Raw genomic sequence first — 21737 nt, forward strand, 5'->3', positions numbered from 1 at the left:
CAACATTGCCTGCTATGTTGCGTTCATGCAGATCCTGAAGAAGTCCTTCGTCGCCGCCGTAGCAGGCCTCGGTGTCGTCGCCGCCGTCCCCTCGATCGCCCACGCCGCCGAGCGTGACCTGGTGATCGTGTACGCGGGCCTGATCGCCCCCGGCCAGATCTACGAGCCCCTGAACACCAACCTGCGCAATGCCGGTTTCGACGTCAAGAACCTGTGGCTGCCCGGTTTCGACCACCGCAAGGAGGCCGGAGAGCTCAAGGCCACGGTGGACCAGGCGAAGAAGGCCTCGCCGAACCGCACCGTCTCGATCGTCTCGCACAGCTCCGGCGCGATCAGCAGCCGCTACTACATCAAGGCGCTGGGCGGATCCAAGGACGTCGCCCGCTCGGTGGTGCTCGGCGGCGTCGAGTACGGCTCGCCGACCGGCTGTGTGCTGCCGGCGCCCGCGAACGGCGCCTGCAACGGATCGGCGATCCTGAACCAGTTGAACGCCGGCGTCGACACCCCCGGCCCCACCGAGTTCTACTCGATCCGCAGCACGACCGATCCGCTGTCCGGCAACCTCGACGGCCGCCAGTGCCGCGCCACGGTCAAGGGCTACCTCCCGGCGGCCGCGTCGTTCGACCACGCGTACCTCGCCTGGGATCCGCGGGTCGTCCCGCTCGTCACCAGCTCGCTGCGGGGGAGCTGCCCCGGCCAGTGGGTGAACTCGCCCGAGGGCTCGGTCACCTACGAGAACAGCGTCGACATGAACCGCAAGTAGATTCCATCCCTGGGCACGATGCGGGTGCACCTGGTTCGATGAGTGCGTGAGCACATCGGATGACACCCGCATCGTCTCCGCCTCCCGCGACATCGCGGCCCCGGCGGACCTCCTGTTCGACTTGATCGCCGACCCGGCGCGCCAGCCCGAGTGGGACGGCAACGACAACCTCACCGAGGCGGCGCCGGGCCAGCGGGTGCGCGCCGTCGGGGACGTCTTCACGATGACGTTGACCAACAGCCAGGTCCGCGAGAACCACATCACCGAGTTCGACGAGGGCCGGCTCATCGCCTGGAAGCCGTCGCCCGTCGGCGAGCCCGCCCCGGGTCACCTCTGGCGGTGGGAGCTGGCGCCGCTCGCCGACGGAGCCACCCGGGTCACGCACACCTACGACTGGACGCAGCTCCACGACGAGCAGCGCCTCCCGCGGGCCCGGGCGACCACCGCGGACCGTCTGGCCGCGTCCGTCGACCGGCTCGCGGCCCGCGCCGAGGATCGGTGAGCGGACCCGCACTGCAGCGGACGCTCGGCCTCGGGGACGCCGTCACCGTCGGCCTCTCCGCGATGATCGGCGCGGGCGTCTTCGTCGTCTTCGCGCCGGCCGCCGCGGCGGCGGGCTCCGGGCTGTTCCTCGGCCTGGCGATCGCCGCGCTGATCGCGTACTGCAACGCGAGCAGCTCCGCCCGGCTCGCCGCGCGGTACCCGCAGTCCGGCGGCACCTACGTGTACGGGCGCGAGCGGCTCGGCCCGTTCTGGGGCCACCTCGCCGGCTGGAGCTTCCTGGTCGGCAAGTCCGCGTCCTGCGCCGCGATGGCGCTCACCGTCGGCCACTACGCCTGGCCCGCCCAGTCGCACGCCGTCGCCGCGGGTGCCGTCGTCGCGCTGACCGCCCTCAACGTCGCGGGCGTGGAGCGCTCGGCGCGGGTCGCGCGCGTGATCGTCGCCGTCGTCCTGGCGGTGCTCGTCGCGGTCGCGGTCGCCGCGTTCACCTCCGGCGCGGCGGAGCCGTCCCGGGTGTTCGACGGTGCGGCCGCCGGCCCGTTCGGGGTGCTGCAGGCCGCGGGCCTGCTGTTCTTCGCGTTCGCCGGGTACGCGCGCATCGCCACCCTGGGCGAGGAGGTGCGCGATCCGGCCCGGACCCTCCCGCGCGCGATCTTCGTCGCGCTCGCCGTCGCCCTCGGGGTGTACGTGCTCGTCGGCGTCGCGCTGGTCGTAGTCCTCGGCACGGCCGGGCTCGCGGCCTCGGCCGCGCCGGTCGCCGATGCGGCGCGGGCGGCCGGATTCCCGGTCGCGGTGGTCACGGTGACCGCCTGCGTCGCGGCGCTGGGTTCGCTGCTGGCGCTGCTGCTCGGCGTCTCCCGCACCGCTCTCGCGATGGCCCGCGACGGTCATCTGCCGCGCCCGCTCGCCGCGGTCGACGGCCGGCGCGGGGTCCCGGTGCACGCGGAGCTGGCCGTCGGCGCCGTCGTCACGGTGGTCGCGGCCACGGCCGATCTCGGCGCCGCCATCGGCTTCTCGTCGTTCGCGGTACTCGTCTACTACGCCGTGGCGAACGCGTCCGCCTGGACGCTCGACGCCGCGGTCCGCGCCCGGATCGTGCCCGCCATCGGGCTGGCCGGGTGCCTGCTCGTGGCGCTGTCGCTGCCCGCCGGCTCGGTGTCCGCGGGCATCCTCGTGCTGGTCGCGGGCGCCCTCGCCTACGCCGTGACCCGCACGAACGGCGCGTCCGGCTAGCAGCCCGTCTGGTACAGCGCCTTGAGCCAGCCGGCGCTCTGGTAGCCCCAGCCGAAGACCGTCTCGGCGGTGCCGCGCTGCTCGGGGAAGTCGGTCATCTGCATGGCCCGGCCGTAGCAGCGCTCGAGGATGAAGCGGGCGCGTTCGAGGTGCGCGGTGGTGGTGACCACGATGATGTCGTCCCAGCCGCGGGCGGCCGCGAGCCGCTGCACCTCCTGGGCCTCGCCGCGGGTGGTCCAGGGCTCGGGAAGGAAGCAGGTGACCTGTACGCCGGTGATCGTCCGCGCGCAGAGCTCCCGCATCCGGGTGTCGTCGGCGCCGACGGAGTTGGACAGCACGACCTGCGTCGACAGGCCCCGCTCCGCCAGGTCGAGGCCGTACTCGAACCGGTCGTAGGGATTCCCGCCGAGCACGACGATCGCGTCCGCGGGCCTGAGTTCCCGGTCGATCTTCGGCTGCAGGTAGGCGCGGTCGAGGGCGATGCCGACGACGGCGACGAGCACGAGCACCAGGGCGCACGCGATCAGCCGACGCATCCGCCGCCCCCCGGTCACCGCTGTTCGCACCACTGCAGTATCGCGGTTGCAACATCCGCGCGCACATCGGGGTGATACCCGGGGTGGTCGCCGGCGCCCGGCCGCACGGCGCGGACGGTGCCCGCGCGCTGTCGGCCGGCGAGGCGAAGCAGCCGACGGAGGCCCTCGGGGCCGCGCTGGGAGTCGAACCACGCGGCATCGGGCGGGGCGAGGACGAGGACCGCGTCGGTCCCCGCCGCGACGACCGGCCGCAGCAGGACCTCGGGGACCTGCGTGACGCCGCGTCGGCCGAGGAGCCGCCAGGCCGGGTAGGGCAGCCGGGTCCGCAGTAGTTCCTTCAGGCGCCCGCGGGGGCTGCGCGCGAAGGCGGGGTCCGTGCGCGGCACGCCCAGGTCCTGCGCGGGCGCGGCCGTGATCCCCGGTTTGAGCCGCCACGAGTAGAGGACCGTGTTCACCAGGACCGTCGTATCCGCCGCGGCCGCGCGGGCGGCGTGCGCGGCGTACCAGGAGCCCGAGCACACCCCGGCGGTGAGCAGGGGGCCGTCGAGCGCGCGGGCCGCGGCGACCGCGTCGTCCACCCCGGCCGGCGGGAACAGCGCGACGGCCTCGCCCGCGTCGACGGGGCCCGATTCGCCGGCGCCGCGGCGGTCGAAGCGCAGCGCGGCGCCGCCCGCGGCGGCGACCTCCCGGGCCAGCGCGACCCACGCGCGGTTCGGGCCGTGCCGGGCGTCGTTGGCGGTCGCGCAGAGCAGTACGGACCGGCGCGGTGCGCCCACGGCGGGGACGGTCCTGATCGCCGCGGCGCCACCGATGTCCTCGATCCGCTCCTCGACGTCGCCCCACCGCGCCCGGGCGCGGATCTCGGGCGCGACGGTGACGCGCTCCCCGTCGGGCAGGGCGGCGCCCAGCCAGGCGGCGATGTCGGCGACCGCGGCGTCGGGGATGCGGACCAGGTGCGCGCTCGGTTCGACGAACTCCGGCATGCCGTCGACGGCGATCCGGTCGGCGCCGACGGGGCCGACGGGTGCGGCGCCGGGGCGCTCCGCGATCAGGACGCGCGGGGCGGCCAGGGCGTCGGCCGGCAGCGTCGCGAGCTCCGCGACGGCCGTGGGGTGCACGTCGAGGCCGATCCACGTGTCCGGCCCGGCGCCGATCGCCATCCGCGCGAGCGCACCCTGCGCGCGGGTGAAGGGCCTGCCGCCGATCGGGTCCCACAGGACCGCGGCGGGCGGGGTCAGGCCCGCGGCGCCCGCGACGGCCGCGCCCGCCCGCAGCGCCACGACCGCGGGGGCGCGCACCCCCAGATCGCGCAGGTACGCGTCCGCGTGCCGGACCGAGACGATCCAGCCCGCGGCGGCGTCGGGCAGGCCCGCGGGGCCGGCGGAGTCGCCCGTGCCGAGGTAGTCGAAGCGGAGCACGGCGAGGCCGTCGGCGGCGAGCAGGGCGGCGAGCCGGCGCAGCCCGCGCTGGGCGTCGTACTGCTCCTTGGCGAGCGGCGGGACCAGCAGGACCGCGCCCCGCACCCGGCGCGACGCGGGCAGGTGCAACGCGCCGTACAGCGGCGCGTCGGCCGGGCCGAAATAGGTCCGCAGCTCCAGCGGGGCGTCAGTCGAGGGCATCGACGATCTCCCTCGCCCGGTCCGTGTACGTGTTCGCGCCGCCGGTGATCGCGGCGTGCCCGGCGGCGGCGATCCGCGCCGCGGCCGCGGGTTCCGCCCGCACCCGCGCGACGATGCCGTCGATCTCGGCGGGGTCGTCGTACAGCAGGGCCTCGCGGCCGTCGGCGAGCAGCTCCGCGTGCTCGGCGGTCCGCGGGCCCACGAACAGACCGCCCGCCGCGGGGACCTCGAAGGTGCGGCAGGTGTGCGTGTCGCGGTTGTCGGAGTTGAGCAGCACCAGGTTCGCGTCGATCGCGCCGATCGCCGCGGACAGGGCGGTGCCGTACTGCGGGCCGCGCACCGTCGCCCGGCTGCGCACGACGGCGGGCCTCCGGCGCCAGCCCGGGCCGGCGAGATAGAACTCCGGGCCGAGCCGGGCGGCGAGGCCCGTGACGAGCGCGGCGCGGTCGGGGCGGGCGTTGCCGACGAAGCCGGCGGCGTACCGCCGTGACGAGCGCGGCGCGACGGGGCGGTGCCAGTCGGGGTCGTAGGCGCTCCGCACGAGGATCGCGCGCTGCGCCCCGCGCGCGAGCAGCTCCGGCACGTTGTGCGCCTTGGTGGTGACGATCGCGTCCCAGCCGGGCTCCGCGGCGAGGTACTCGGGGGTGGTGTTGACGGGGTTGGCGACGTCGTCGGCGCTGTAGTGCACGTGCCGGCCCGCAGGCAGGTTCAGCAGGCGTTCCTGGTCCAAGTGCACGGACGTGTAGCAGAACAGCAGGTCGGCGACGGGCTGCGCCTCGAGCCGCCGGTGCACGGCCTCGACGGTGGCCGGCGCCCGCCGCCCGGTGCGCTTGGCGTACCACCACGCCGGGCCGCCGCGGCGGGGGAGCGTGACGGCGGTGGTGTCGACGACGGTCACGTCGTGCCCCGCCCGGCGGAAGCCCTCGGCGAGGGAACGGGCGTTGCTGCCGTACCAGTCGTCGCCGGCGAACAGGATCCTCATGCGGCGGCCCCACCGGCCGGTGCGGGGACCGCCGCGGCTTCCAGGCGCCGGGCCCGCAGGACGGAGAAGCCCGCGGCCGCGGTCTGGGCGGCAACGATCCCGGCCACGACGGTCAGCGGGTCGTGGGTCCGCAGCGCGACCGCCAGCGTCGCCGCGATGACGACCGCCCCGACCGCGCCGGCCTGCAGCACGCCCCGCGCGTCGCCCAGCACCGGCAGGACGGCCGTCGCCACGAACGACGCGACCGCCAGGCCGGGGAGGGCCCACGCCTGCACCTGCAGCAACGGGACGGCGCCGTCGAATTCGTCGCCGAAGAGGAGGGGGAGCAGCCACGGTGCGAGCAGCGTCGCGGCCGCGGCGAGCGCGACTCCGCCGGCCGCGACCAGGAGGATGCCGCGTCGTGCGGTCGCCCAGAAGGCGTCGGTGTCCCGGCGCGCGAGCCGGGGGAGCAGGCTCACCCCGACGGCGTCCAGCAGCGAGCCGGCCGCCTGCACCGGGCGGTCGCTCGCGCTGAACAGGCCCAGCGCGTGCGGCGGGAGCGCCGGCGCGAAGACCGTCGCGGCGCCCGGGCCGTACGACGACGACAGCAGCCGCGCCGCGAACACCGGCGCCCCCGTGCGCAGGAGTGCGCGCGGCGCGCCGGGCCGGGCCGGGCGGCCGTGGTCGCGGATCGTCCGCGCCCAGGACCACCCGACCGCCAGGACGTTCCCCGCCAGCAGGCAGCCCATCGCCACCTCCGGCGTCCGGACCTGCGGCAGCAGCGCCACCAGGAGCGCCAGGTAGACGACCCGGCCCGCGGTCTGCTGCGCCACGACGGCGCCGAACCGGCCCGTGCCGAGGAGCACCCAGTCGTCGCCGCACGCGCTCACCGACCCGACGACGAGACCCAGCGCGCCCATCTCCACGGCGCGGGGCACCGGCAGCGCCGCCGCAACCAGGAACAGCGCGGTGAACGCCGCGAGCGCCGCGGCGCGGAGCCCGGCGTAGTCGCCCCGCAGCCGGGCCAGCCCCGGCTTCTCCGCGCGGGCGGCCACGAACGCCGTGATGCCCAGGTCGGTGCAGAGCGCGCCCAGGAAGTACGTCGACATCGCGATCGCGAGCAGGCCCATCCCGGCGGGGCCCAGCAGCCGCGCGCACAGCGGGATCGTGACGAGGGTGATCGCGTACTGGCCGTACCGGCCGGCCGAGACGAGGACCACGTCCCGGAGCACCCCCGCGACGCCGGGGAGCCGCCTCATCGGACGTCCCGGGCCACCCGCGCCAGCAGGGAGTCCGCGATCGCCGCGGAGGTCTTGAGGTCGAGATCGCGGCCGCGGTCGCGCGCCGCCGCCCCGAGCTGCTCGCGCAGCTCCCAGTCGGCGATGAGCGCATCGAGCGCGACGGCCAGCTGGTCGGGGCGGCGCGGCGTCACCAGGACGCCGGTCTGCCCGTCGACGATGAGCTCCGTCGGCCCGCCGGCGCGGGCGGCGACCACGACCCGGCCCGCGGCCATCGCCTCGGCGACGACCTGCCCGAAGGGCTCGGTGAGCCGGGAGTAGTGCACCACCACGTCGGCGTCCGCCGCCTCGGCGAGCGGATCCTCGACGTGCCCGGTGAAGGTCACCCGGTGCGCGATGCCGAGGCGCTCGGCGAGTTCCTCGAGCTCGGCGAGGTACCGATCGTCGCCGTCGAAGTGGGTGCCGCCGACGAACCGCACCTCGGGCTGGGCCTCCATCTGGGCGAGCGCCCGCAGCAAGAGGTCCTGGCCCTTCCACGGCGTGATCCGGCCGATCATGGCGATCTTCACGCTCTTCGGGGCGCGCTGCGGCGCCGCGGCGGGGACCGTGCTCAGGTCGACGCCCGGGTGGCACACCGCGGTCGGGCTGCCGCCGGTCGAGATGGTGCGCAGCGTCCCGCGCGAGTTGGCGAGGTAGCCGGACGCGGCCATCCGGCCGAGCAGACGCAGCGGGAAGCGCTTGCGGCCGAAGTACTCCGCGCTCACCCGGTCGTGCACCTGCCACACCAGGGGGATGCCCGTGCGACGGGAGGCGACCGCTCCGACGAAGAGCGACTTCGTCGACTCGGCGACCACGACGTCGGCGTCGGCGGCGAGCAGCATCGGGGCGAGCCGCCGGCCGGCGCGGTAGAGGCCGACGGCGGCGCGCAGCACGCCCACCGGCCCGGCGTCGCGGCGCACCGTCGACGGGCGGCCGGGGACGACGGTGACCGGCACGTCCGCCGCCTCGAGCACGTCGGTCAGGGGGCCGGGCGCGAGCAGCATCACGGAGGCGGGGACGCCGCGGTGGCGGAGCTCTCCGGCGAGGCGGGCGAAGGCGAGCTCCGCGCCCGAAGGTGCGGCGGTGTGCCCGAGGAAGACGGGCCGGCGCGCGCTCATGCGGCGACCGCCCGGTAGAGGGCCGCGTGCCGCGCGGCGGCGGCGTCCCAGGTGAAGCGCTCGGCGTGCGCGCGGCAGGCCGCCGCCGAGGGGCGCGCACCGTCGAGCCCCGCGGCCAGACGGTCCGCGAGGGCCCCGGCGTCGCCCGCGGGCACGACGAGATCGGGGGCGAGATCGCGGACCGCGTCGGGGAGGCCGCCGACGTCCGTGACCACCGGGGCGCGGCCGGAGGCGAGGGACTCGAGGGCGACGAGCCCGAAACCCTCCCAAGCCAGGGACGGGACCGCCGTCAGCGTCGCGGCGGCGTACCGGCGCGCGAGGTCGGCGTCGTCGATCGTTCCCACGAAGGTCACAGTATCGGTGATCCCCAGTTCCGCCGCGCGTTGCCGCAGAAGGTCGCGCTGCGAGCCGTCGCCCACGACGTCGAGCCTGGCGTCGGGGTGTCGTGCCAGCACCGCGGGCCAGGCCCGCAGCAGCACGTCGATGCCCATCCGGCGCTCCAGCCGCCGGACGCAGAGCACGCGGGGCGGACCGTCTGGGGCGGGGGCCGCGGCGAAGCGCGCGAGGTCGACGCCGGGCGGGATCACGTCGATCGCCCCGCGGTCGGCGCCGTACCGGGCGACGAGCACGTCGGCGAAGGCCTGCGAGAGCACCACGAACCGGTCGCTGCCGCGGTAGCGGGCGCGTTCGATGAGCGCCTTGACCGCCACGGCGGCGCGGCCCTCGCCCGCGGCGGCGCTCTCCTGGGCCCACGGGCCGTGGAAGTGGGTGACGAGCGCCGCCCCGCGGGGCGCCGGGCCGAACAGCGCGAAGTGCCGGTCGAGGACCGCGGTGTCCGCGGGCCCGGGTCGACGGGACGCCCGGATCCGGGCGGCCGTCGAGCCGGCGTCGGGCCCCCAGGTCGCGCCCCCCGACTCCGGGTCGCCGAAGGCCGCGGCGGTGGCGGCGACGTCGGTCCGCCGGCGCAGGGCCGCGAACAGGTCCGCGAAGTAGCGGGGGAGACCGCCGGGCTCGGTGCCCGGCCAGGTGGTCCCGGTCAGGTGGACGGGGACCGCGGTCACAGCTGGGCGGAGACGGAACCGGGCCACGTCGCGCGGTCGAGGCCGTGCCGCGCGAGCAGCGCCAGGGCGATCCGTTCGATGCCGAAGCCGAGGCAGGCGCTGTGCGCGGGCGCGCCGTCCACGGTGGTGATGTCGAAGTGCACCCCGAAATGATCGCGGTGGTAGTTGCTGGACGCGACGGCGACCCCCGGAACGTCCTCGCCGTAGATGGGCACCAGCAGTTCGGTCTTGAGGTTCTCCGCCGTCTGGTTGGCGGCGAGCATGCGGCCCGCGCGGCCGAAGAAGGGATCCGTCGCGGGGGTCTGCCGGACGGCGAGGCCGAGGTCGCTGAGCAGGTCGGCGGCGCGCGCCACCCACGTGTCGCGGTGCGCGACGGCCGCCCGGTCCGAGCCGACGCGGACGATCTCGCGCATGCGGAAGGACTGCATCCGGGCCGGATCCGCGGAGGGCTCGCGCCGGAAGCAGTGGCCGGAGACGTCGACCCAGGCGCCGTCGCGGGGGAGCTGCCCGCTCAGGACCGGGTACACCGAGTGGCACGCCGACGGCACGAGCGCGACGTCGCTGGCGTGGAAGTGGCCGCCCCAGTCGTGGCCCGCGTTGCGGCCAGCGAGCAGGAGGCGGTGCTCGGCGTCGCCGCCGGTGTACGTGGAGACCGCGGCCGCGAGCTGCGGGAACGACACGATGTAGTCGGTCCGGTCGAGGTACTCGCGCGGCATCACGGGCGGGAAGGACAGCACCGTGGCGGCGCCGCCGTGCACGTCGCGCACCGTGGCGCCGATCAGCGCGTCGATCGCGGCCGTGAGCTCCGCGAACGCCGCGCCCTGCCCGTACACGCCGTCGACGCCCGACGGGATGAGGAGCCCCGCGTCGAAGAGCGACGCGCGGAACTCCTGCTGACGTGCGTGCAGGTCAGTAAAGTCGATCGCACGTGCTGCTGCGGCCTGCGTCATCGGTCTCTTCTCCGTGGCTGGAACCGTTGTCACTGCAACATGTTACCAGGCTAGGGTGTACGACGGCGGCGCGGGAGTCGCGACTGCAAAAGGATTCGCCGCCGGTGTCGCGCCGGTGCGCGACGCTGGTGGGAGGTGCGGTGGACGAGGCGATCCGCTCGATCGTGGGGCGTCATGGCCGGTTGACCAGGCCGATCGCGGAAATTGCGGGTGGTGATGATCTGTTTGCACTCGGTCTCACGTCCCACGCGGCCGTGAACGTCATGCTGGCTATCGAAGACAGATTCACTATCGAGTTCCCAGACTCGTGCATGAGCAAGAACACATTCAGCACTCTGGATTCGATCGCGGCGACGGTCCGCGAGCTCGTCGGCTGAGGCGCCGATGACGCGCATCGCCGTCGTCCACGAGCGGTGGACCGAACAGGGCGGCTCCGAGAACGTCGCGCGGGCGCTGGTCGACGCCTGGCCCGGCAGCCGCCTCCACGTCGCCTTCGCCGATCCGCGCACCGTCCCCGACGAACTGCGGGGCCGGATCGCCGTCACGGGGCTCGACGGGGTGCACCGGGCCCTCGGGCGGCGCTCCCACGCACCGCTCATCCCCCTCGCGCCGGCCGCCTGGCGCCGCCACCGCCCGGACCCCGGCGCGGACGCGGTCGTCATCAGTCACCACGCGATGGCGGTCTCGGCCGCGCAGTCCTGGCCGGACGCCGCGGTCGTCGCCTACGTGCACTCGCCCGCCCGCTGGGCGTGGCTGCCCGAGCTGCGGTCCGGGGAGGCCTTCGGTGGCGCCGGCCGGCTCGCGCTCGCGGCGCTCGCCGCGCAGACCCGCGCGGTCGAGACCGCCGCGGTGCCCTACCTCGACGTCGTGGTCGCCAACTCCACCGCCGTGGCCGAGCGCATCGAGCGCTGGTGGGGCGTCCCGGCCCGGGTGGTCGCGCCGCCCGTCGACGTCGCGCGGTTCACGCCCGACGGTGCCGCCCCCGGCGACTTCTTCCTGGTCGCGGGGCGCCTCGTGCCGTACCGCCGGGTCGACCTCGCCATCCGCGCGGCCCAGCGCGCGGGGGTGCGGCTCGTCGTGGCCGGCGACGGGCGGCACGACGCCGCGCTGCGCCGCATCGCCGGCGACGAGACCGTCTTCCTCGGCCGCGTCTCGGACGCGGACATGGTGCGCCTGCAGCGCGACGCGATCGCCACCGTCATGCCCGGCGAGGAGGACTTCGGCATCGTGCCGGTGGAGGCCATGGCGGCGGGCACCCCGGTCCTGGCCCGCGCCGCGGGCGGCGCGCTGGACACCGTGGTGCCCGGGGTCTCCGGGGTGCTCGTGCCCGACGGCCCCGACGAGCCGTTCACGGACGCCCTCGCCGCGGCGATGCGCGGCCTGCGGCCCGCGGAGTTCGACCCGGCGGTGCTGCGCGCGCACGCCGAGCGGTTCTCCGTGCCGGTCTTCCAGGAGCGGATGCGGGCGATCGTCGCGGAGGCGGTCCGGTGAACCGGGTGGGGATCGACCTCGCCGAGGTGGCGGGCATCGAGGAATCGGTGGCGCTCTTCGGTGCGCGCTTCACCGAGCGGGTCTTCACCCCGGGCGAGCTCGCCACGTGCGCCGGCGACGCGCGCCGTCTCGCCGCGCGGTGGGCGGCGAAGGAGGCCGCGATCAAGGCGCTGCGCCTCGGCCCCGACACGGCGACCCCGCCGCGCGAGATCGAGGTCGTCGGCACGCCGCACGGGCCGGAGCTGCGGCTGCACGGCGGCCTCGCCGCGCGCGCCCGCGAGCAGGGCTGGGTCCGCGCCGAGGTCTCGCTCACCCACACCGACCGCACCGCCGCCGCGGTGGTGGTCGCCGAGCTCGCGGAGCCCGGCTCCTAGCGTCCGCCGCGACCGAAGAGCACGGTGCCGACGGAGATCAGGAGAATCTTCGCGTCGAGCCACAGGCTCCAGTTCTCGATGTAGTAGTTGTCGTACGACGCGCGGTCCCGGATGTCGGTGTCGCCGCGCAGCCCGTGGATCGCGGCCCACCCGGTCAGGCCCACCATCACCCGGTGTCGGGACTGATAGGCGGGGATCTCCGCGCCGAAGCGGTTGGCGAAGTGCGGGCGCTCCGGCCGCGGGCCCACCACCGACATGTCGCCCCGCACCACGTTCCACAGCTGCGGGAGCTCGTCGATCGAGTGGCGTCGCAGGAACCGGCCGAGCCGGGTGATCCGGAGCCGGTCGTCGGTCCAGTCGCGGTCCGACTCCTCGTCGGGGACCGGCCGCATGGTGCGGAACTTGTACAGCGAGAACAGTCGGCCGTCCTGGCCGACCCTGGTCTGCCGGAACAGGATCGGCGCGGTCGGCTCCTGGAGCTTGATCGCCACGGATACCAGGAGCAGGAGGGGGGCGAGCAGTACCAGGCCCACGAGCGAGGTGACGAACGAGGTCACACGCTTGACCCGCCAGTGGCTCGAGCGCAGCGCGAGTCGGCGCACCAGGACCAGCGGGGTGGTGTGGATACGGTCCATGTCGCGGTCCTGGTGCACGAACTCGTACAGGCGCGGGACGACGTAGATCTCGCAGTCCAGGGTGTCGCAGTCGCGCAGCGGTTCGACCAGCGTGGAGTCGCGGTCGCGGGAGAACGCGACGATCACCGTGTCGATGTCGTGCTCGCGGATCAGGCGGGCCAGGTCGTTGCGGCGCGGGATCACCTCGACCGGGAACGCGGTGGCGTCGAGCGGGTCGTCGTCCATCACCATCACGGGCCGCAGCCCGTACTCGGGGAACATGAACATCGAATGGACCAGCTCGCCCGCGACCTTGCCGCCGCCGATGACCAGGGTCCGTCCGCCGTTCTCGGGGTGCTGTGCGCGGTGCCGCCGGACCGCGCCGTAGTACAGCACGCGCACGCCGAACAGCACCGCCCAGCACAGCGCGGCGCCGATCAGCTGGTAGTGGTCGTCCTGCCAGACGGTGATGACGCCGATCGGCGCCAGCATCCACCCGGCGATCGCCAGCTGCGGTGCGGCGTCGAGCGCGCTCAGGGTGATCCGGGTGCGGTACAGCCCGAAGAGGTAGAAGACGCTGACGGCGAGGGAAGCGCCGAGGAGGCCCTCGACCGCGTGGGTGACGTGCGAGGGGGACGAGGAGTTCGTCGCCGCCAGGAAGGCGTAGATGATCAGGAAGTCGAAGAATGCGAGCGCCCACGAGTGGCGGCGCATGCGGCGGCCGCTGCCGGCCGGTGCACCGTTCAGGCTCATGTGCTCCTCGGGACTTTCGGATGTTGCTTCGTCGCTCGAATATAGGACATTGTCGCGATGCTGTGACAACCAGTGCATTCTGCCATTCGCCCGGACGTAGGGTGAGCGGCGTGCAGCCACTCCCTTCCCAGGTCGCGATGCTGCAGCTCGCCGCCGAGCAGCCGGGCGCACGGTCGCTCGTCATCGACGCGGCGTGGCGCACCGATCTCCGGATCGACACCGCCGCCCTCGAGCGGGCGGCGGCGGGTGCGCTCGCCGAGACCGAGGCCGCCGAGATCGGGGCCGTCGTCGACGGCGGCGCGCGGTTCGTGGCCGCCCGTCCCGCCCCCGTCGGGGTGGAGCGCTTCGGCACGGAGGAGGCCTACGCGGCGTGGCGCGCAGGCGGCACGCTGCAGCTCGACGGTGGGCCGCTGGTGCGCGCGACCATCGTGCGGGTCGGCGGCTCCCACGTCGTGCGGCTCCTCGCGCATCACGCCGTCCTCGACGGCTACGCCGTCACCCGGGTCTTCCGCCGGATCGTCGCCCGCCTGCGCGCCGAGGCCGACGGTGCGCCCCTCCCGCACGAGCGCCTCGGCGACCTCGCGGCCCTCGCCGCGGAGGCGGCCCCACTGCGCCCGCCCGACGCCGCGTTCTGGTCCGCCGCGACGGACGGCGTCGGCGACCCCGGCCGCGAGATCGCCTTCGCGGACCGCGTCGCGCCACCGTCGGGGCGCCCGCGGCAGCGCCGGGCGCGGATCTCGGCGCCCGGGATCGCGGACCGTCGGACGTGGCCGGCGGAGGCCGTCGCCGTCGTCGCGGCGTACACCGCCCGGTACCTCGGCACCGCCGAAGCCCACGTCGGTGTGACCGCGGGCCTGCGCCGCACCGCCCTCGAGCGGGCCACGCCCGTGCAGTGGATGGCCGTGGTGCCCACCCGCCTGGCCGTGCCGCCGGACGCGACGCCCGCGACCCTCGCCGCCGACGTGCGGCGCTGGCTGGCGGCGGCGTCCGAGCGGATCGCGGGCGGCGAGCGGCCCGAGCAGCTGCTCACTGTGGTCCCCGCCGCCTGGCGAACCGGGCGCCTGCACGGGCCCATCGTCAACGTGCTCCCGGACGTGCGGACCGACGGCTGGTCGCTCGACGTGACGGCGTGGGGGCCGGTCCCGGACTGCCTGATCTCGGTGTACTCCGAGCCCGGGGACGAGCTCGTCGTCGACGGCGTCTTCCATCCCGAGCTCTACGACGCGGCACGGGCCGCCGCCCATGTCGACGCGGTCGCGGCGCTGCTGGGCGCCGCCCTCGCCGCGCCGGATGCGCCGCTGCCCGCGGTGCCCGCCCGGCCGGTGGATCCGGACCGGATCGCGGTGCCCGGCGGGTGGGCGGTGCCCGCCCGGATCCGCGCCGCGCTCGTCGCGGCGGGCTTCCCCGCGGACGGCGTCGAGCTGCGGGCCGCGCCGCCGGTCACCGTCGTGCTGCACGGCGTGGACGTCGCGCGCCTGCCGGACGCGCGGGCCGTCCTGCCGCCGGGCGTGCGCGTCCGGATCAGCTGACGATTTGCTAGAACGGCACGAGAACTTGCCGGCCGACCGCGTGGTCGGCACCATGGGTTCCATGGCCGACCACGCACACGCGCACTCGCACACCCATCCGGACTGGGAGGCCCTCGCGGCCGAGATCGAGGCGGAGGGGGAGACCCTCCTGCCGTACGTGACGCAGGCGCTCGACGTCATCGCCGGCGGCGTACCCGCGCCGGGGACGGTGCTGGACGTCGGCTCCGGCCCGGGAGTGTTCTCCACGGCGCTGGCAGCGCGGTTCCCACAGGCGCGTGTGATCGCGGTCGACGGCGCCCCCGCACTGCTGGACCGCGCCCGGGACCGCGCGACGGCGGCCGGGAACCCGATCGAGACGCTCCCCACCGACCTGCCCGCGGGGTTCGCGGAGCTGCCCGCCGCCGATCTCATCTGGACCGCGCAGACGATGCACCACGTGGGGGATCAGGGCGCCGCGGTCGCGGCGCTCGCGAGCCGGCTCAATCCGGGCGGCGTGCTCGCGGTGGCCGAGGGCGGCCTTCCCTCGCGGTTCCTCCCGCGCGACATCGGGCTCGGGCGCCCGGGCCTCGCCGAGCGGCTCGACGCTCTGCAGGCCGTGGGCTTCGGGGAGATGCGGGCCGCGCTCGATGGCACCGTCGACGCGCCGGAGGACTGGCCCGCGCTGCTGCGGGCGGCGGGGCTGCGGGACGTGCGGGCCCGCACCTTCCTGGTGGACCGCCCCGCCCCGCTCGACGACGGGGCCCGCCGCGGCGTGGCCCAGATGCTGGGCCGCTACCTGCGGATGGCGGACCGGCTCGACCCGGACGACGCGGACGTCCTGCGCCGGCTCACCGACCCGGAGGACCCGCAGAACGTGCGACGCCGCCCCGATGCCTTCGTGCTGGCCGCACGAACGGTGTACATCGGGACGGCGCCGTGACCGTCGTCGGAGACTAGGAGACCGTCGCGACCCCGTCGCGGAAGGTGATCGTCCCGTTCTGGAAGGTCTGCTTGATCGCGCCGTTCTCGGCGGTCTCGTCGCTGGTGGGGTAGCCCAGCTTGCCGGTCTCGTGGCCCGCGTCGCCCCACTTGTCGCCGATCACGCCGTGCACGACGTGCGCGCCCGACGCCTCCGACCAGTAGATCGTGCCGCCCTTGAGCGTGAGGTACTTGCCCTTGCCGTCCGGCAGTGCGGAGACGGGGCCCAGAGGCGCACCGAGGTGCCCCTTCTCGTAGCCGTACTTCGCGTACTCGCCGATGATCGGGCCGTCGGTGAGGGTGACCTCGGTGCCGCCGGGGGTCGCGATGCTGGTCGAGGGCACGGCGGCCTGCGACTCGGAACCCGCCCCGTTCGCGCCGGATCCGTTCGCGCCGGTGACCGCCGAGGCCGCGCTGCCGGCCGCCGAGGTGGCGGCGTCCTTCGCGTCGTTCGCCGTGTCCTTGGCGTTGTCGCAGGCGGAGACGGTCACGGTCAGCGCGACGGCGGCGGCTACTGCACCGATCGTCCGTGTGATCCGAGTATTCATAAGAGCTCCCTTCGGCAGGGTGAACTGAACGCTCGGAATGTAACCACATTCTTGACTGGATTTCAGCGCAGACGCACCGTTTGTATCTGATCCACCGTGCCGACCGGGCCCGCGATGTCGTGAATGACCGAATGGGTCAGACCAGCGCCATCGGGTCCGGTGGACACCCGAGTGTCGAAGCCGAGAGCGGGTCCGACGGGATCGCGGAACAGGTGCGCGGTGAGGTCGAGGTTCGGATACGCGACCTCCTCCGGGGTGAACCGGGGTGTCATGCCGTTGGCGATGTCAAACAGTCGCGCGGCCCGTGCGACCGGCCCCGACGGCTCGTCGAGCAGGTCCACGTCGGACTCCACCCAGTACGCTGCGCGGCCGGGCCGCACCTCCTGGCGGCGGGCGCGCGCGGAGGCGATGTAGCCCCCGGGCCAGACAGTGCTCGGGTCCCACTCCGGCATCCCCGCCGCCGGCGGGATCGGCTCGAGCTCGGAGCCCGCGACGCCGCGCGTGTCGCGGCGGTCGAGCAGCCAGGCGCGCAGGACGAGACCGGCACGGCCGGCATGGCTCAGCGTCGCCTCGACGAGTTCGATGGTGCGGCCCGGGCGGACGACGCGGACGTCCACCTCGACCACGTCCATCGGCAGCGTGCCGAGGATGTCGTACGACAGGCGCGCGAGACGCAGGTCGTCGTCGCGTCGCGCGTCGCGGTCCTGTTCCACCGCGTGCGCGAGGAGTGCCATGGGCGGGGCGATGTGCTGTTCGGCGGTGTTCCACCCGCCGGAGACGTGCTCGGTCGGACGGAACGCGGTCGCGGAGACCCGGTCGAAGTACGGCATGGAAGTGAGCGTACGCCCGCGACCGGCGCGTATCGCACATAGGGTTAATGATCACTAACTGTAATTCGCCCCCGGAAACGACCGCGCCCCGCACACCGGAACGGTGTACGGGGCGCGGCTGCCGGCCGGAGGAAGAGGATCAGGCCTTCACATCGAACCGGTCTGCGTTGGCGAGCTTGGTCCACGCGGCGACGAAGTCGCCCACGAACTTCTCGCCGGCGTCGGCGGCGCCGTAGACCTCGGCGATGCCGCGGAGGATCGAGTTCGAGCCGAAGACGAGGTCGGCGCGGGTGGCCGTCCACTTCTTCTCGCCGGTCGCCCGATCGGTGCCCACGTAGGTCGCGTCGTCGTCGGACGCCGGGGCCCACTTCGTGGACATGTCGAGCAGGTTCACGAACCAGTCGTTGCTCAGTGTGCCCGGGCGATCGGTGAACACGCCCGCCTCGGACCCGCCGAAGTTGTTGCCCAGCACGCGGAGGCCACCGAGGAGCACCGTCATCTCCGGCGCCGTGAGGCCGAGCAGGTTGGCCTTCTCGACGAGGAGGTACTCCGCCGGCATGGGCGCGCCCTTCGCGACGTAGTTGCGGAAGGCGTCGAAGCGCGGCTCGAGGACGGCGAAGGACTCGACGTCCGTGTCGGCCTGGGTCGCGTCGGCGCGGCCCGGCGTGAACGGGATCGTCACCTCGACGCCCGCGGCCTTCGCGGCTTGGGCCACGCCCGCGTTGCCCGCGAGGACCACGACATCGGCGAACGAGACCTTCGTGCCGGACTCCGCGTTGAAGGCGTCGACGACGCCCTCGAGCGTCCGGATCACCTGTGCCAGCTCGTCGGGCTCGTTGACCTCCCAGCCGGCCTGCGGCTGCAGGCGCAGGCGGCCGCCGTTGGCGCCGCCGCGCTTGTCTGTGCGACGGAACGACGAGAACGCCGCCCACGCGGTCTTGACCAGCTGCGCGGTGGTCAGGCCGGTGGCCAGGATCCGCTCGGTGATCGCGTCGGCGTCGGCCGCGCTGATCGGGGCGCCCTCGGCCGCGGGGATCGGGTCCTGCCACAGGTGCTCGGTCTTGGGGACCAGCGGGCCCACGTAGCGGGCGGTCGGGCCCATGTCGCGGTGCAGGAGCTTGAACCAGGCCTTGGCGAAGGCGTCGGCCAGCTGCTGCGGGTTGTCGAGCCAGCGCTTGGTGATCTCGCCGTAGATCGGGTCGTACCGCAGCGACAGGTCGGTCGTCAGCATCGACGGGTGGGTCTTGCCGGTGCCGAAGGCCTCCGGCACCGAGTTCGCCCAGCCGCCGTCCTTCGGGCGCCACTGGTTCGCGCCGGCGGGGCTCTGGAAGAGCTCCCACTCGTTGCTGTAGAGGATCTCGAGGAAGCTGTTGTCCCACTTGGTGGGCGTGTGCGTCCAGATCACCTCGAGGCCACTGGTGACGGCGTCCTTGCCGACGCCGGTGCCGTTGTGGCCCTTCCAGCCCAGACCCTGCTGTTCGATAGGGGAGGCCTCCGGCTCGGGGCCGTTCTCCGCCGGGCCCGCGCCGTGGGTCTTGCCGAAGGTGTGGCCGCCGACGATGAGCGCCGCGGTCTCCTCGTCGTTCATCGCCATCCGGCCGAAGGTCTCGCGGATGTCGTCCGCGGCCGCGATGTAGTCCGGCACGCCCTCGGGGCCCTCGGGGTTGACGTAGATCAGGCCCATGTGGGTGGCGCCGAGCGGCTGGTCCAGCTCGCGCTTGCCGGAGAACCGGCCGTCCGAGCCGAGCCACGTGTGCTCCGGACCCCAGTAGACGTCCTCCGGCTCCGCGACGTCGGCGCGACCGAAGGCGAAGCCCTCGGTGGTGAAGCCCATGTCCTCGAGGGCGACGTTGCCCGCGAACAGGATCAGGTCGGCCCAGGAGAGCGAGCGGCCGTACTTCTGCTTGACCGGCCACAGCAGGCGGCGGGCCTTGTCCAGGCTGACGTTGTCGGGCCAGCTGTTGAGCGGGGCGAACCGCTGCAGGCCGGCGCCGCCGCCGCCGCGTCCGTCGGTGGTGCGGTACGTGCCCGCGGAGTGCCAGGACATGCGGATGAACAGGGGGCCGTAGTGGCCGAAGTCGGCGGGCCACCAGTCCTGCGACTCGCGCATGAGCGCGACCAGATCGGCGCGGACGGCCTCGACGTCGAGCGTGGCGACCGCGGCCGCGTAGTCGAAGTCGGCGCCCAGGGGGTCGCCCTCGGCGGGGTTGTTGGCGAGCACCTTCAGGTTGACCTCGTCGGGCCACCAGTCGCGATTGCCGCCGCCGGCGACCGGCGGGCGCAGCGAACCGTGGGCGACGGGGCAACCGCCGCTTCCGCTCGTCTGTTCCTGGGGGGAGGTGGTCTGATCCTCGGACACGGCGTTCCTCTCGGTACGGATGTGTGTACGGCTGTTGAAGCGAGGCGGCCGGGCTGTCGGGCCGCGCGTTCTTCACTGTACGTCCGCGGAGCCACGGATTCCAGCTTTTCTGGAATTATTCTAGAAATACCTGAAAGTCGAGGTGAAACGGCCTATCGGTGCGGTAGGAAACCCCTATCGACGGGTCTGTGACGATGCCCGGGGGCGTCAGCCGCGCGTGCGCGGAAAGGCCGCGCCGATGGCGTCCAGGAGGGCGGGGTAGCGCTTCGCCTCCGGGTGGCCGCCCGGCTTGCCACTCGATACCACCGCGGCCGCCAGGTCCCGCTGCGGGTCGGCCCACATCGCGATCTCGGTGAGGCCGGTGTGCCCGAAAGCGGCCGGGGCGTGCCGGCCGAACGGGCCGAACCGCTCCGAGCCCAGCATGTACCCGGTGCCCCACCGCAGGGGCGCGCCGCCGGTCGCGAAGTCGGGGCGCAGTCGGCGCGCCTGCCGGGTCGCCGCCGCGAGCGTCTCGGGCCGCAGCACGCGGACCCCGTCGAGTTCCCCGCCCCGCCGGAGGATCTCGGCGAACCGGGAGAGCTCCTGCGCGTTCGAGACCAGGTTCGACGACGGCACGATCCCGGTGAGGAACTGCGGCGAGTTCGACATCGGCACGATCTGCTGCATGGTGCCGCCCACCACCTTCCGGAAGGCGGCCTCGATCGCGGGCGGCGCGGGCTTACCGGTCGCGTAGCTCAGCCCGACGGCGGGGAGGTCCTCGGGCGCGACCCCGAAGTTGGTCCACCGGAAGCCCAGCGGGCCGAGGATCTCCGTGGCGGCGATCTCCCGGATCGTGCGCCCCGTGGCGGCCAGTACCAGCTCGCGGACCAGCGGCCCCCAGGTCAGCGCGTGGTAGAAGTGCAGCCGGCCGGGGGAGTAGACGGGCTTGATCCCGGCGAGCATCGCCCGGGTGTACGCGCTGTCCTCGGACCGCCTGAGGTCCGGCTTGGGCCCGGTGTTGATCGGGATGCCCGCGCTGTGGGTCAGCACGTGCCGCACCGTGATCCGGTCCTTGCCGTCGCTGGTGAACTCCGGCATGTAGTCGCACACGCGGGCCTCGATGTCGAGGTCGCCGCGCTCGATCAGGCGGTGCAGCACGGTGACCGCCACGCCCTTGGCCGTGGAGTAGGTGCAGAACGGGGTGTCGACGGTGACCGGCACCGGCTCCGTCGCCTCGTCGCGGTTGGAGAGCAGGTCGGGGCCGTTACCGCGGGCGTGGCCGATGGCCCGGTTCAGAACCACGTTGCCCTGGTGCCGGACGCACACCTGGATCGCAGGCTGCATGCCCGCTGCGTACCAGGACCGGGCGGCGAGCCAGATCCGCTCCACGGCGCGCGGATCCGCGCCGGCTCGGTCCTCGGTGCCCACGTCCGTGATCGCGTCCAGGTCGCGGGCGACGCGAATGCGGCCCTCCTCGGGTGCGGGGGCCGCCGGCACGGTGTCGCTGCTCACGGCACGAGCCTACGGATAGATTGGCGCGGTGACCCGCGCCAGCACCGCTCTCAAGCTCGCCTACGCCGCCCTCGCGGCGGTCGACACCACTCTGTCGGCATCGCCGCGACCCGTGCACCACCACGCCCGGCGGTTCACCAAGCCGCTGCTGCTGCCGACTCTCGCCGCGTCCTTCGCGACCGACCCGCGGGCGCGGCATTCGCCGCTGCGCCGCACCACCCTCGCCGGGCAGGCGGCCGGCTGGGTGGGCGACGTGGCGCTGCTCGGCGACGAGCCGAAGCACTTCGCCCTGGGCGCGAGCGCCTTCGCGACGGGCCACGCCGCCTACATCAGCGGGCTGCTGGCGCAGCGCGATCCCGACGCCTCGCTCGCGCGTCCCGCCGCCGTCGGCGCCGCCTGGGCCGTCGGCGCGCCGCGGACCCTGCTCGCCGCGTACCGGACCGAGCCCTTCCTGGCCCCGGTGCTCGCGGGCTACTCCGCGCTGCTCAGCGGCACGGCGGCGGCCGCAACGGTGCTCGGCCCGCAGATCCCCGGGGACGCCCGGCGCGCCACCCTCGCGGGCGCGGGCCTGTTCCTGCTCAGCGACTCGATCCTCGGGCTGCGCAAGTTCGTCCTCGCCGACCCGCCCGCGTGGCTCGAGGGCGCCGTCATGGCGACCTACACCGGCGCGCAGTTCCTACTCGCGGAAGGCGCGGCGCGCGCCGGGGTACCGGCGGCGGAATCCGCGCTGCCCGGGGCTTGACCCTCACACCGTGTCAGCCGACAGAGTGGA

General features: G+C 74.5%; 21 protein-coding genes. 9 read left to right on the plus strand and 12 right to left on the minus strand.

All coding sequences use genetic code 11. The annotated features are described in order from the left end of the window. The first annotated feature begins 25 nt into the window (after positions 1-25). Genes WFK95_RS06355 through WFK95_RS06365 form a run of 3 tightly spaced genes read left to right on the plus strand, consistent with a single transcriptional unit; the run spans position 26 to position 2497 of the window. Entirely contained in the window at positions 26-763 is a 738-nt protein-coding gene (locus WFK95_RS06355) for an esterase/lipase family protein (protein ID WP_224647955.1), read from the plus strand. A 46-nt stretch (positions 764-809) separates the two neighbouring features. Further along, on the plus strand, positions 810-1265 hold the full coding sequence (locus WFK95_RS06360) for an SRPBCC family protein (protein ID WP_224647956.1): 456 nt from the start codon (positions 810-812) through the stop codon (positions 1263-1265). Continuing rightward, positions 1262-2497 carry an APC family permease gene (locus tag WFK95_RS06365; RefSeq protein WP_308011456.1) on the plus strand — a complete coding sequence of 412 codons (1236 nt, stop codon included), beginning with the start codon at positions 1262-1264 and terminating at the stop codon, positions 2495-2497. Before WFK95_RS06360 ends, WFK95_RS06365 begins: the two co-directional genes overlap by 4 nt. On the opposite strand, the gene WFK95_RS06370 is transcribed toward WFK95_RS06365, so the two are convergent. From WFK95_RS06370 to WFK95_RS06400, 7 genes are read right to left on the minus strand one after another with little or no spacing between them, the layout of a single operon-like run. Next, on the minus strand, positions 2494-3033 hold the full coding sequence (locus WFK95_RS06370) for a YdcF family protein (protein ID WP_224647957.1): 540 nt from the start codon (positions 3031-3033) through the stop codon (positions 2494-2496). The genes WFK95_RS06365 and WFK95_RS06370 overlap by 4 nt on opposite strands. A gap of 14 nt (positions 3034-3047) precedes the next feature. Beyond that, positions 3048-4652, minus strand: a complete 1605-nt coding sequence (locus WFK95_RS06375) for an alpha/beta hydrolase (RefSeq protein WP_336670201.1) — start codon at positions 4650-4652, stop codon at positions 3048-3050. After that, entirely contained in the window at positions 4639-5634 is a 996-nt protein-coding gene (locus WFK95_RS06380) for a glycosyltransferase family protein (RefSeq protein WP_224647959.1), read from the minus strand. The genes WFK95_RS06375 and WFK95_RS06380 overlap by 14 nt, the downstream gene beginning before the upstream one ends. After that, positions 5631-6872 (minus strand): lipopolysaccharide biosynthesis protein, encoded by a 1242-nt coding sequence (locus WFK95_RS06385; RefSeq protein WP_224647960.1) that lies wholly within the window; start codon positions 6870-6872, stop codon positions 5631-5633. The genes WFK95_RS06380 and WFK95_RS06385 overlap by 4 nt, the downstream gene beginning before the upstream one ends. Then, a complete protein-coding gene (locus WFK95_RS06390) occupies positions 6869-8008 on the minus strand; it encodes a glycosyltransferase (RefSeq protein ID WP_336670202.1) in 1140 nt (379 codons plus the stop codon). Before WFK95_RS06390 ends, WFK95_RS06385 begins: the two co-directional genes overlap by 4 nt. Next, positions 8005-9069, minus strand: coding sequence for a glycosyltransferase family 4 protein (locus tag WFK95_RS06395; protein WP_224647962.1), 1065 nt, complete (start codon positions 9067-9069; stop codon positions 8005-8007). Before WFK95_RS06395 ends, WFK95_RS06390 begins: the two co-directional genes overlap by 4 nt. After that, positions 9066-10019, minus strand: coding sequence for an amino acid--[acyl-carrier-protein] ligase (locus tag WFK95_RS06400; RefSeq protein WP_224647963.1), 954 nt, complete (start codon positions 10017-10019; stop codon positions 9066-9068). Before WFK95_RS06400 ends, WFK95_RS06395 begins: the two co-directional genes overlap by 4 nt. 140 nt (positions 10020-10159) lie before the next feature. Here WFK95_RS06400 and WFK95_RS06405 point away from each other — a divergent pair, with 140 nt between their 5' ends. From WFK95_RS06405 to WFK95_RS06415, 3 genes are read left to right on the plus strand one after another with little or no spacing between them, the layout of a single operon-like run. Then, positions 10160-10396, plus strand: coding sequence for an acyl carrier protein (locus WFK95_RS06405; RefSeq protein ID WP_224647964.1), 237 nt, complete (start codon positions 10160-10162; stop codon positions 10394-10396). 7 nt (positions 10397-10403) lie between these two features. After that, the gene (locus WFK95_RS06410) at positions 10404-11510 is read left to right on the plus strand and encodes a glycosyltransferase (protein ID WP_224647965.1); all 1107 of its coding nucleotides are present in this window, start codon (positions 10404-10406) and stop codon (positions 11508-11510) included. Then, on the plus strand, positions 11507-11884 hold the full coding sequence (locus WFK95_RS06415; protein ID WP_224647966.1) for a holo-ACP synthase: 378 nt from the start codon (positions 11507-11509) through the stop codon (positions 11882-11884). The genes WFK95_RS06410 and WFK95_RS06415 overlap by 4 nt, the downstream gene beginning before the upstream one ends. Here the strand turns inward: WFK95_RS06415 and WFK95_RS06420 are convergent. Continuing rightward, positions 11881-13251 (minus strand): sugar transferase, encoded by a 1371-nt coding sequence (locus tag WFK95_RS06420; protein ID WP_224647967.1) that lies wholly within the window; start codon positions 13249-13251, stop codon positions 11881-11883. The genes WFK95_RS06415 and WFK95_RS06420 overlap by 4 nt on opposite strands. A gap of 110 nt (positions 13252-13361) precedes the next feature. Between WFK95_RS06420 and WFK95_RS06425 the strand changes: the two genes are divergently transcribed. Both WFK95_RS06425 and WFK95_RS06430 read left to right on the plus strand, forming a co-directional pair. Continuing rightward, on the plus strand, positions 13362-14780 hold the full coding sequence (locus WFK95_RS06425; protein WP_224647968.1) for a hypothetical protein: 1419 nt from the start codon (positions 13362-13364) through the stop codon (positions 14778-14780). A 61-nt stretch (positions 14781-14841) separates the two neighbouring features. After that, entirely contained in the window at positions 14842-15699 is an 858-nt protein-coding gene (locus WFK95_RS06430; protein ID WP_224647969.1) for a class I SAM-dependent methyltransferase, read from the plus strand. Positions 15700-15712: 13 nt separating this feature from the next. Here the strand turns inward: WFK95_RS06430 and WFK95_RS06435 are convergent, their stop codons facing one another. The 4 genes from WFK95_RS06435 to WFK95_RS06450 form a co-directional block, all read right to left on the minus strand. Next, entirely contained in the window at positions 15713-16285 is a 573-nt protein-coding gene (locus tag WFK95_RS06435) for an LGFP repeat-containing protein (RefSeq protein ID WP_224647970.1), read from the minus strand. A gap of 62 nt (positions 16286-16347) precedes the next feature. Then, entirely contained in the window at positions 16348-17115 is a 768-nt protein-coding gene (locus WFK95_RS06440; protein ID WP_224647971.1) for an acyl-CoA thioesterase domain-containing protein, read from the minus strand. Between the two features lie 139 nt (positions 17116-17254). Then, a complete protein-coding gene (katG, locus tag WFK95_RS06445; protein ID WP_336670203.1) occupies positions 17255-19474 on the minus strand; it encodes a catalase/peroxidase HPI in 2220 nt (739 codons plus the stop codon). A 207-nt stretch (positions 19475-19681) separates the two neighbouring features. Next, positions 19682-20965 carry a serine hydrolase gene (locus tag WFK95_RS06450; RefSeq protein WP_336670204.1) on the minus strand — a complete coding sequence of 428 codons (1284 nt, stop codon included), beginning with the start codon at positions 20963-20965 and terminating at the stop codon, positions 19682-19684. 28 nt (positions 20966-20993) lie between these two features. On the opposite strand from WFK95_RS06450, the gene WFK95_RS06455 reads away from it, so the two are divergent. Then, positions 20994-21707 (plus strand): lysoplasmalogenase, encoded by a 714-nt coding sequence (locus tag WFK95_RS06455; protein WP_336670205.1) that lies wholly within the window; start codon positions 20994-20996, stop codon positions 21705-21707. Positions 21708-21737: the final 30 nt, after the last annotated feature.

Origin of the sequence: Tsukamurella sp. USMM236 (assembly GCF_037148755.1) — a bacterium.
Classification (GTDB): domain Bacteria; phylum Actinomycetota; class Actinomycetes; order Mycobacteriales; family Mycobacteriaceae; genus Tsukamurella.

Coding starts and splice junctions, on each gene's coding strand:
- WFK95_RS06400 (WP_224647963.1), bottom strand. CDS start 10,019: ATGACGCAGGCCGCAGCAGCACGTGCGATCGACTTTACTGACCTGCAC.
- WFK95_RS06430 (WP_224647969.1), top strand. CDS start 14,842: ATGGCCGACCACGCACACGCGCACTCGCACACCCATCCGGACTGGGAG.
- WFK95_RS06440 (WP_224647971.1), bottom strand. CDS start 17,115: ATGCCGTACTTCGACCGGGTCTCCGCGACCGCGTTCCGTCCGACCGAG.
- WFK95_RS06410 (WP_224647965.1), top strand. CDS start 10,404: ATGACGCGCATCGCCGTCGTCCACGAGCGGTGGACCGAACAGGGCGGC.
- WFK95_RS06380 (WP_224647959.1), bottom strand. CDS start 5,634: ATGAGGATCCTGTTCGCCGGCGACGACTGGTACGGCAGCAACGCCCGT.
- WFK95_RS06375 (WP_336670201.1), bottom strand. CDS start 4,652: ATGCCCTCGACTGACGCCCCGCTGGAGCTGCGGACCTATTTCGGCCCG.
- WFK95_RS06370 (WP_224647957.1), bottom strand. CDS start 3,033: ATGCGTCGGCTGATCGCGTGCGCCCTGGTGCTCGTGCTCGTCGCCGTC.
- WFK95_RS06355 (WP_224647955.1), top strand. CDS start 26: ATGCAGATCCTGAAGAAGTCCTTCGTCGCCGCCGTAGCAGGCCTCGGT.
- WFK95_RS06420 (WP_224647967.1), bottom strand. CDS start 13,251: ATGAGCCTGAACGGTGCACCGGCCGGCAGCGGCCGCCGCATGCGCCGC.
- WFK95_RS06435 (WP_224647970.1), bottom strand. CDS start 16,285: ATGAATACTCGGATCACACGGACGATCGGTGCAGTAGCCGCCGCCGTC.
- WFK95_RS06390 (WP_336670202.1), bottom strand. CDS start 8,008: ATGAGCGCGCGCCGGCCCGTCTTCCTCGGGCACACCGCCGCACCTTCG.
- WFK95_RS06385 (WP_224647960.1), bottom strand. CDS start 6,872: ATGAGGCGGCTCCCCGGCGTCGCGGGGGTGCTCCGGGACGTGGTCCTC.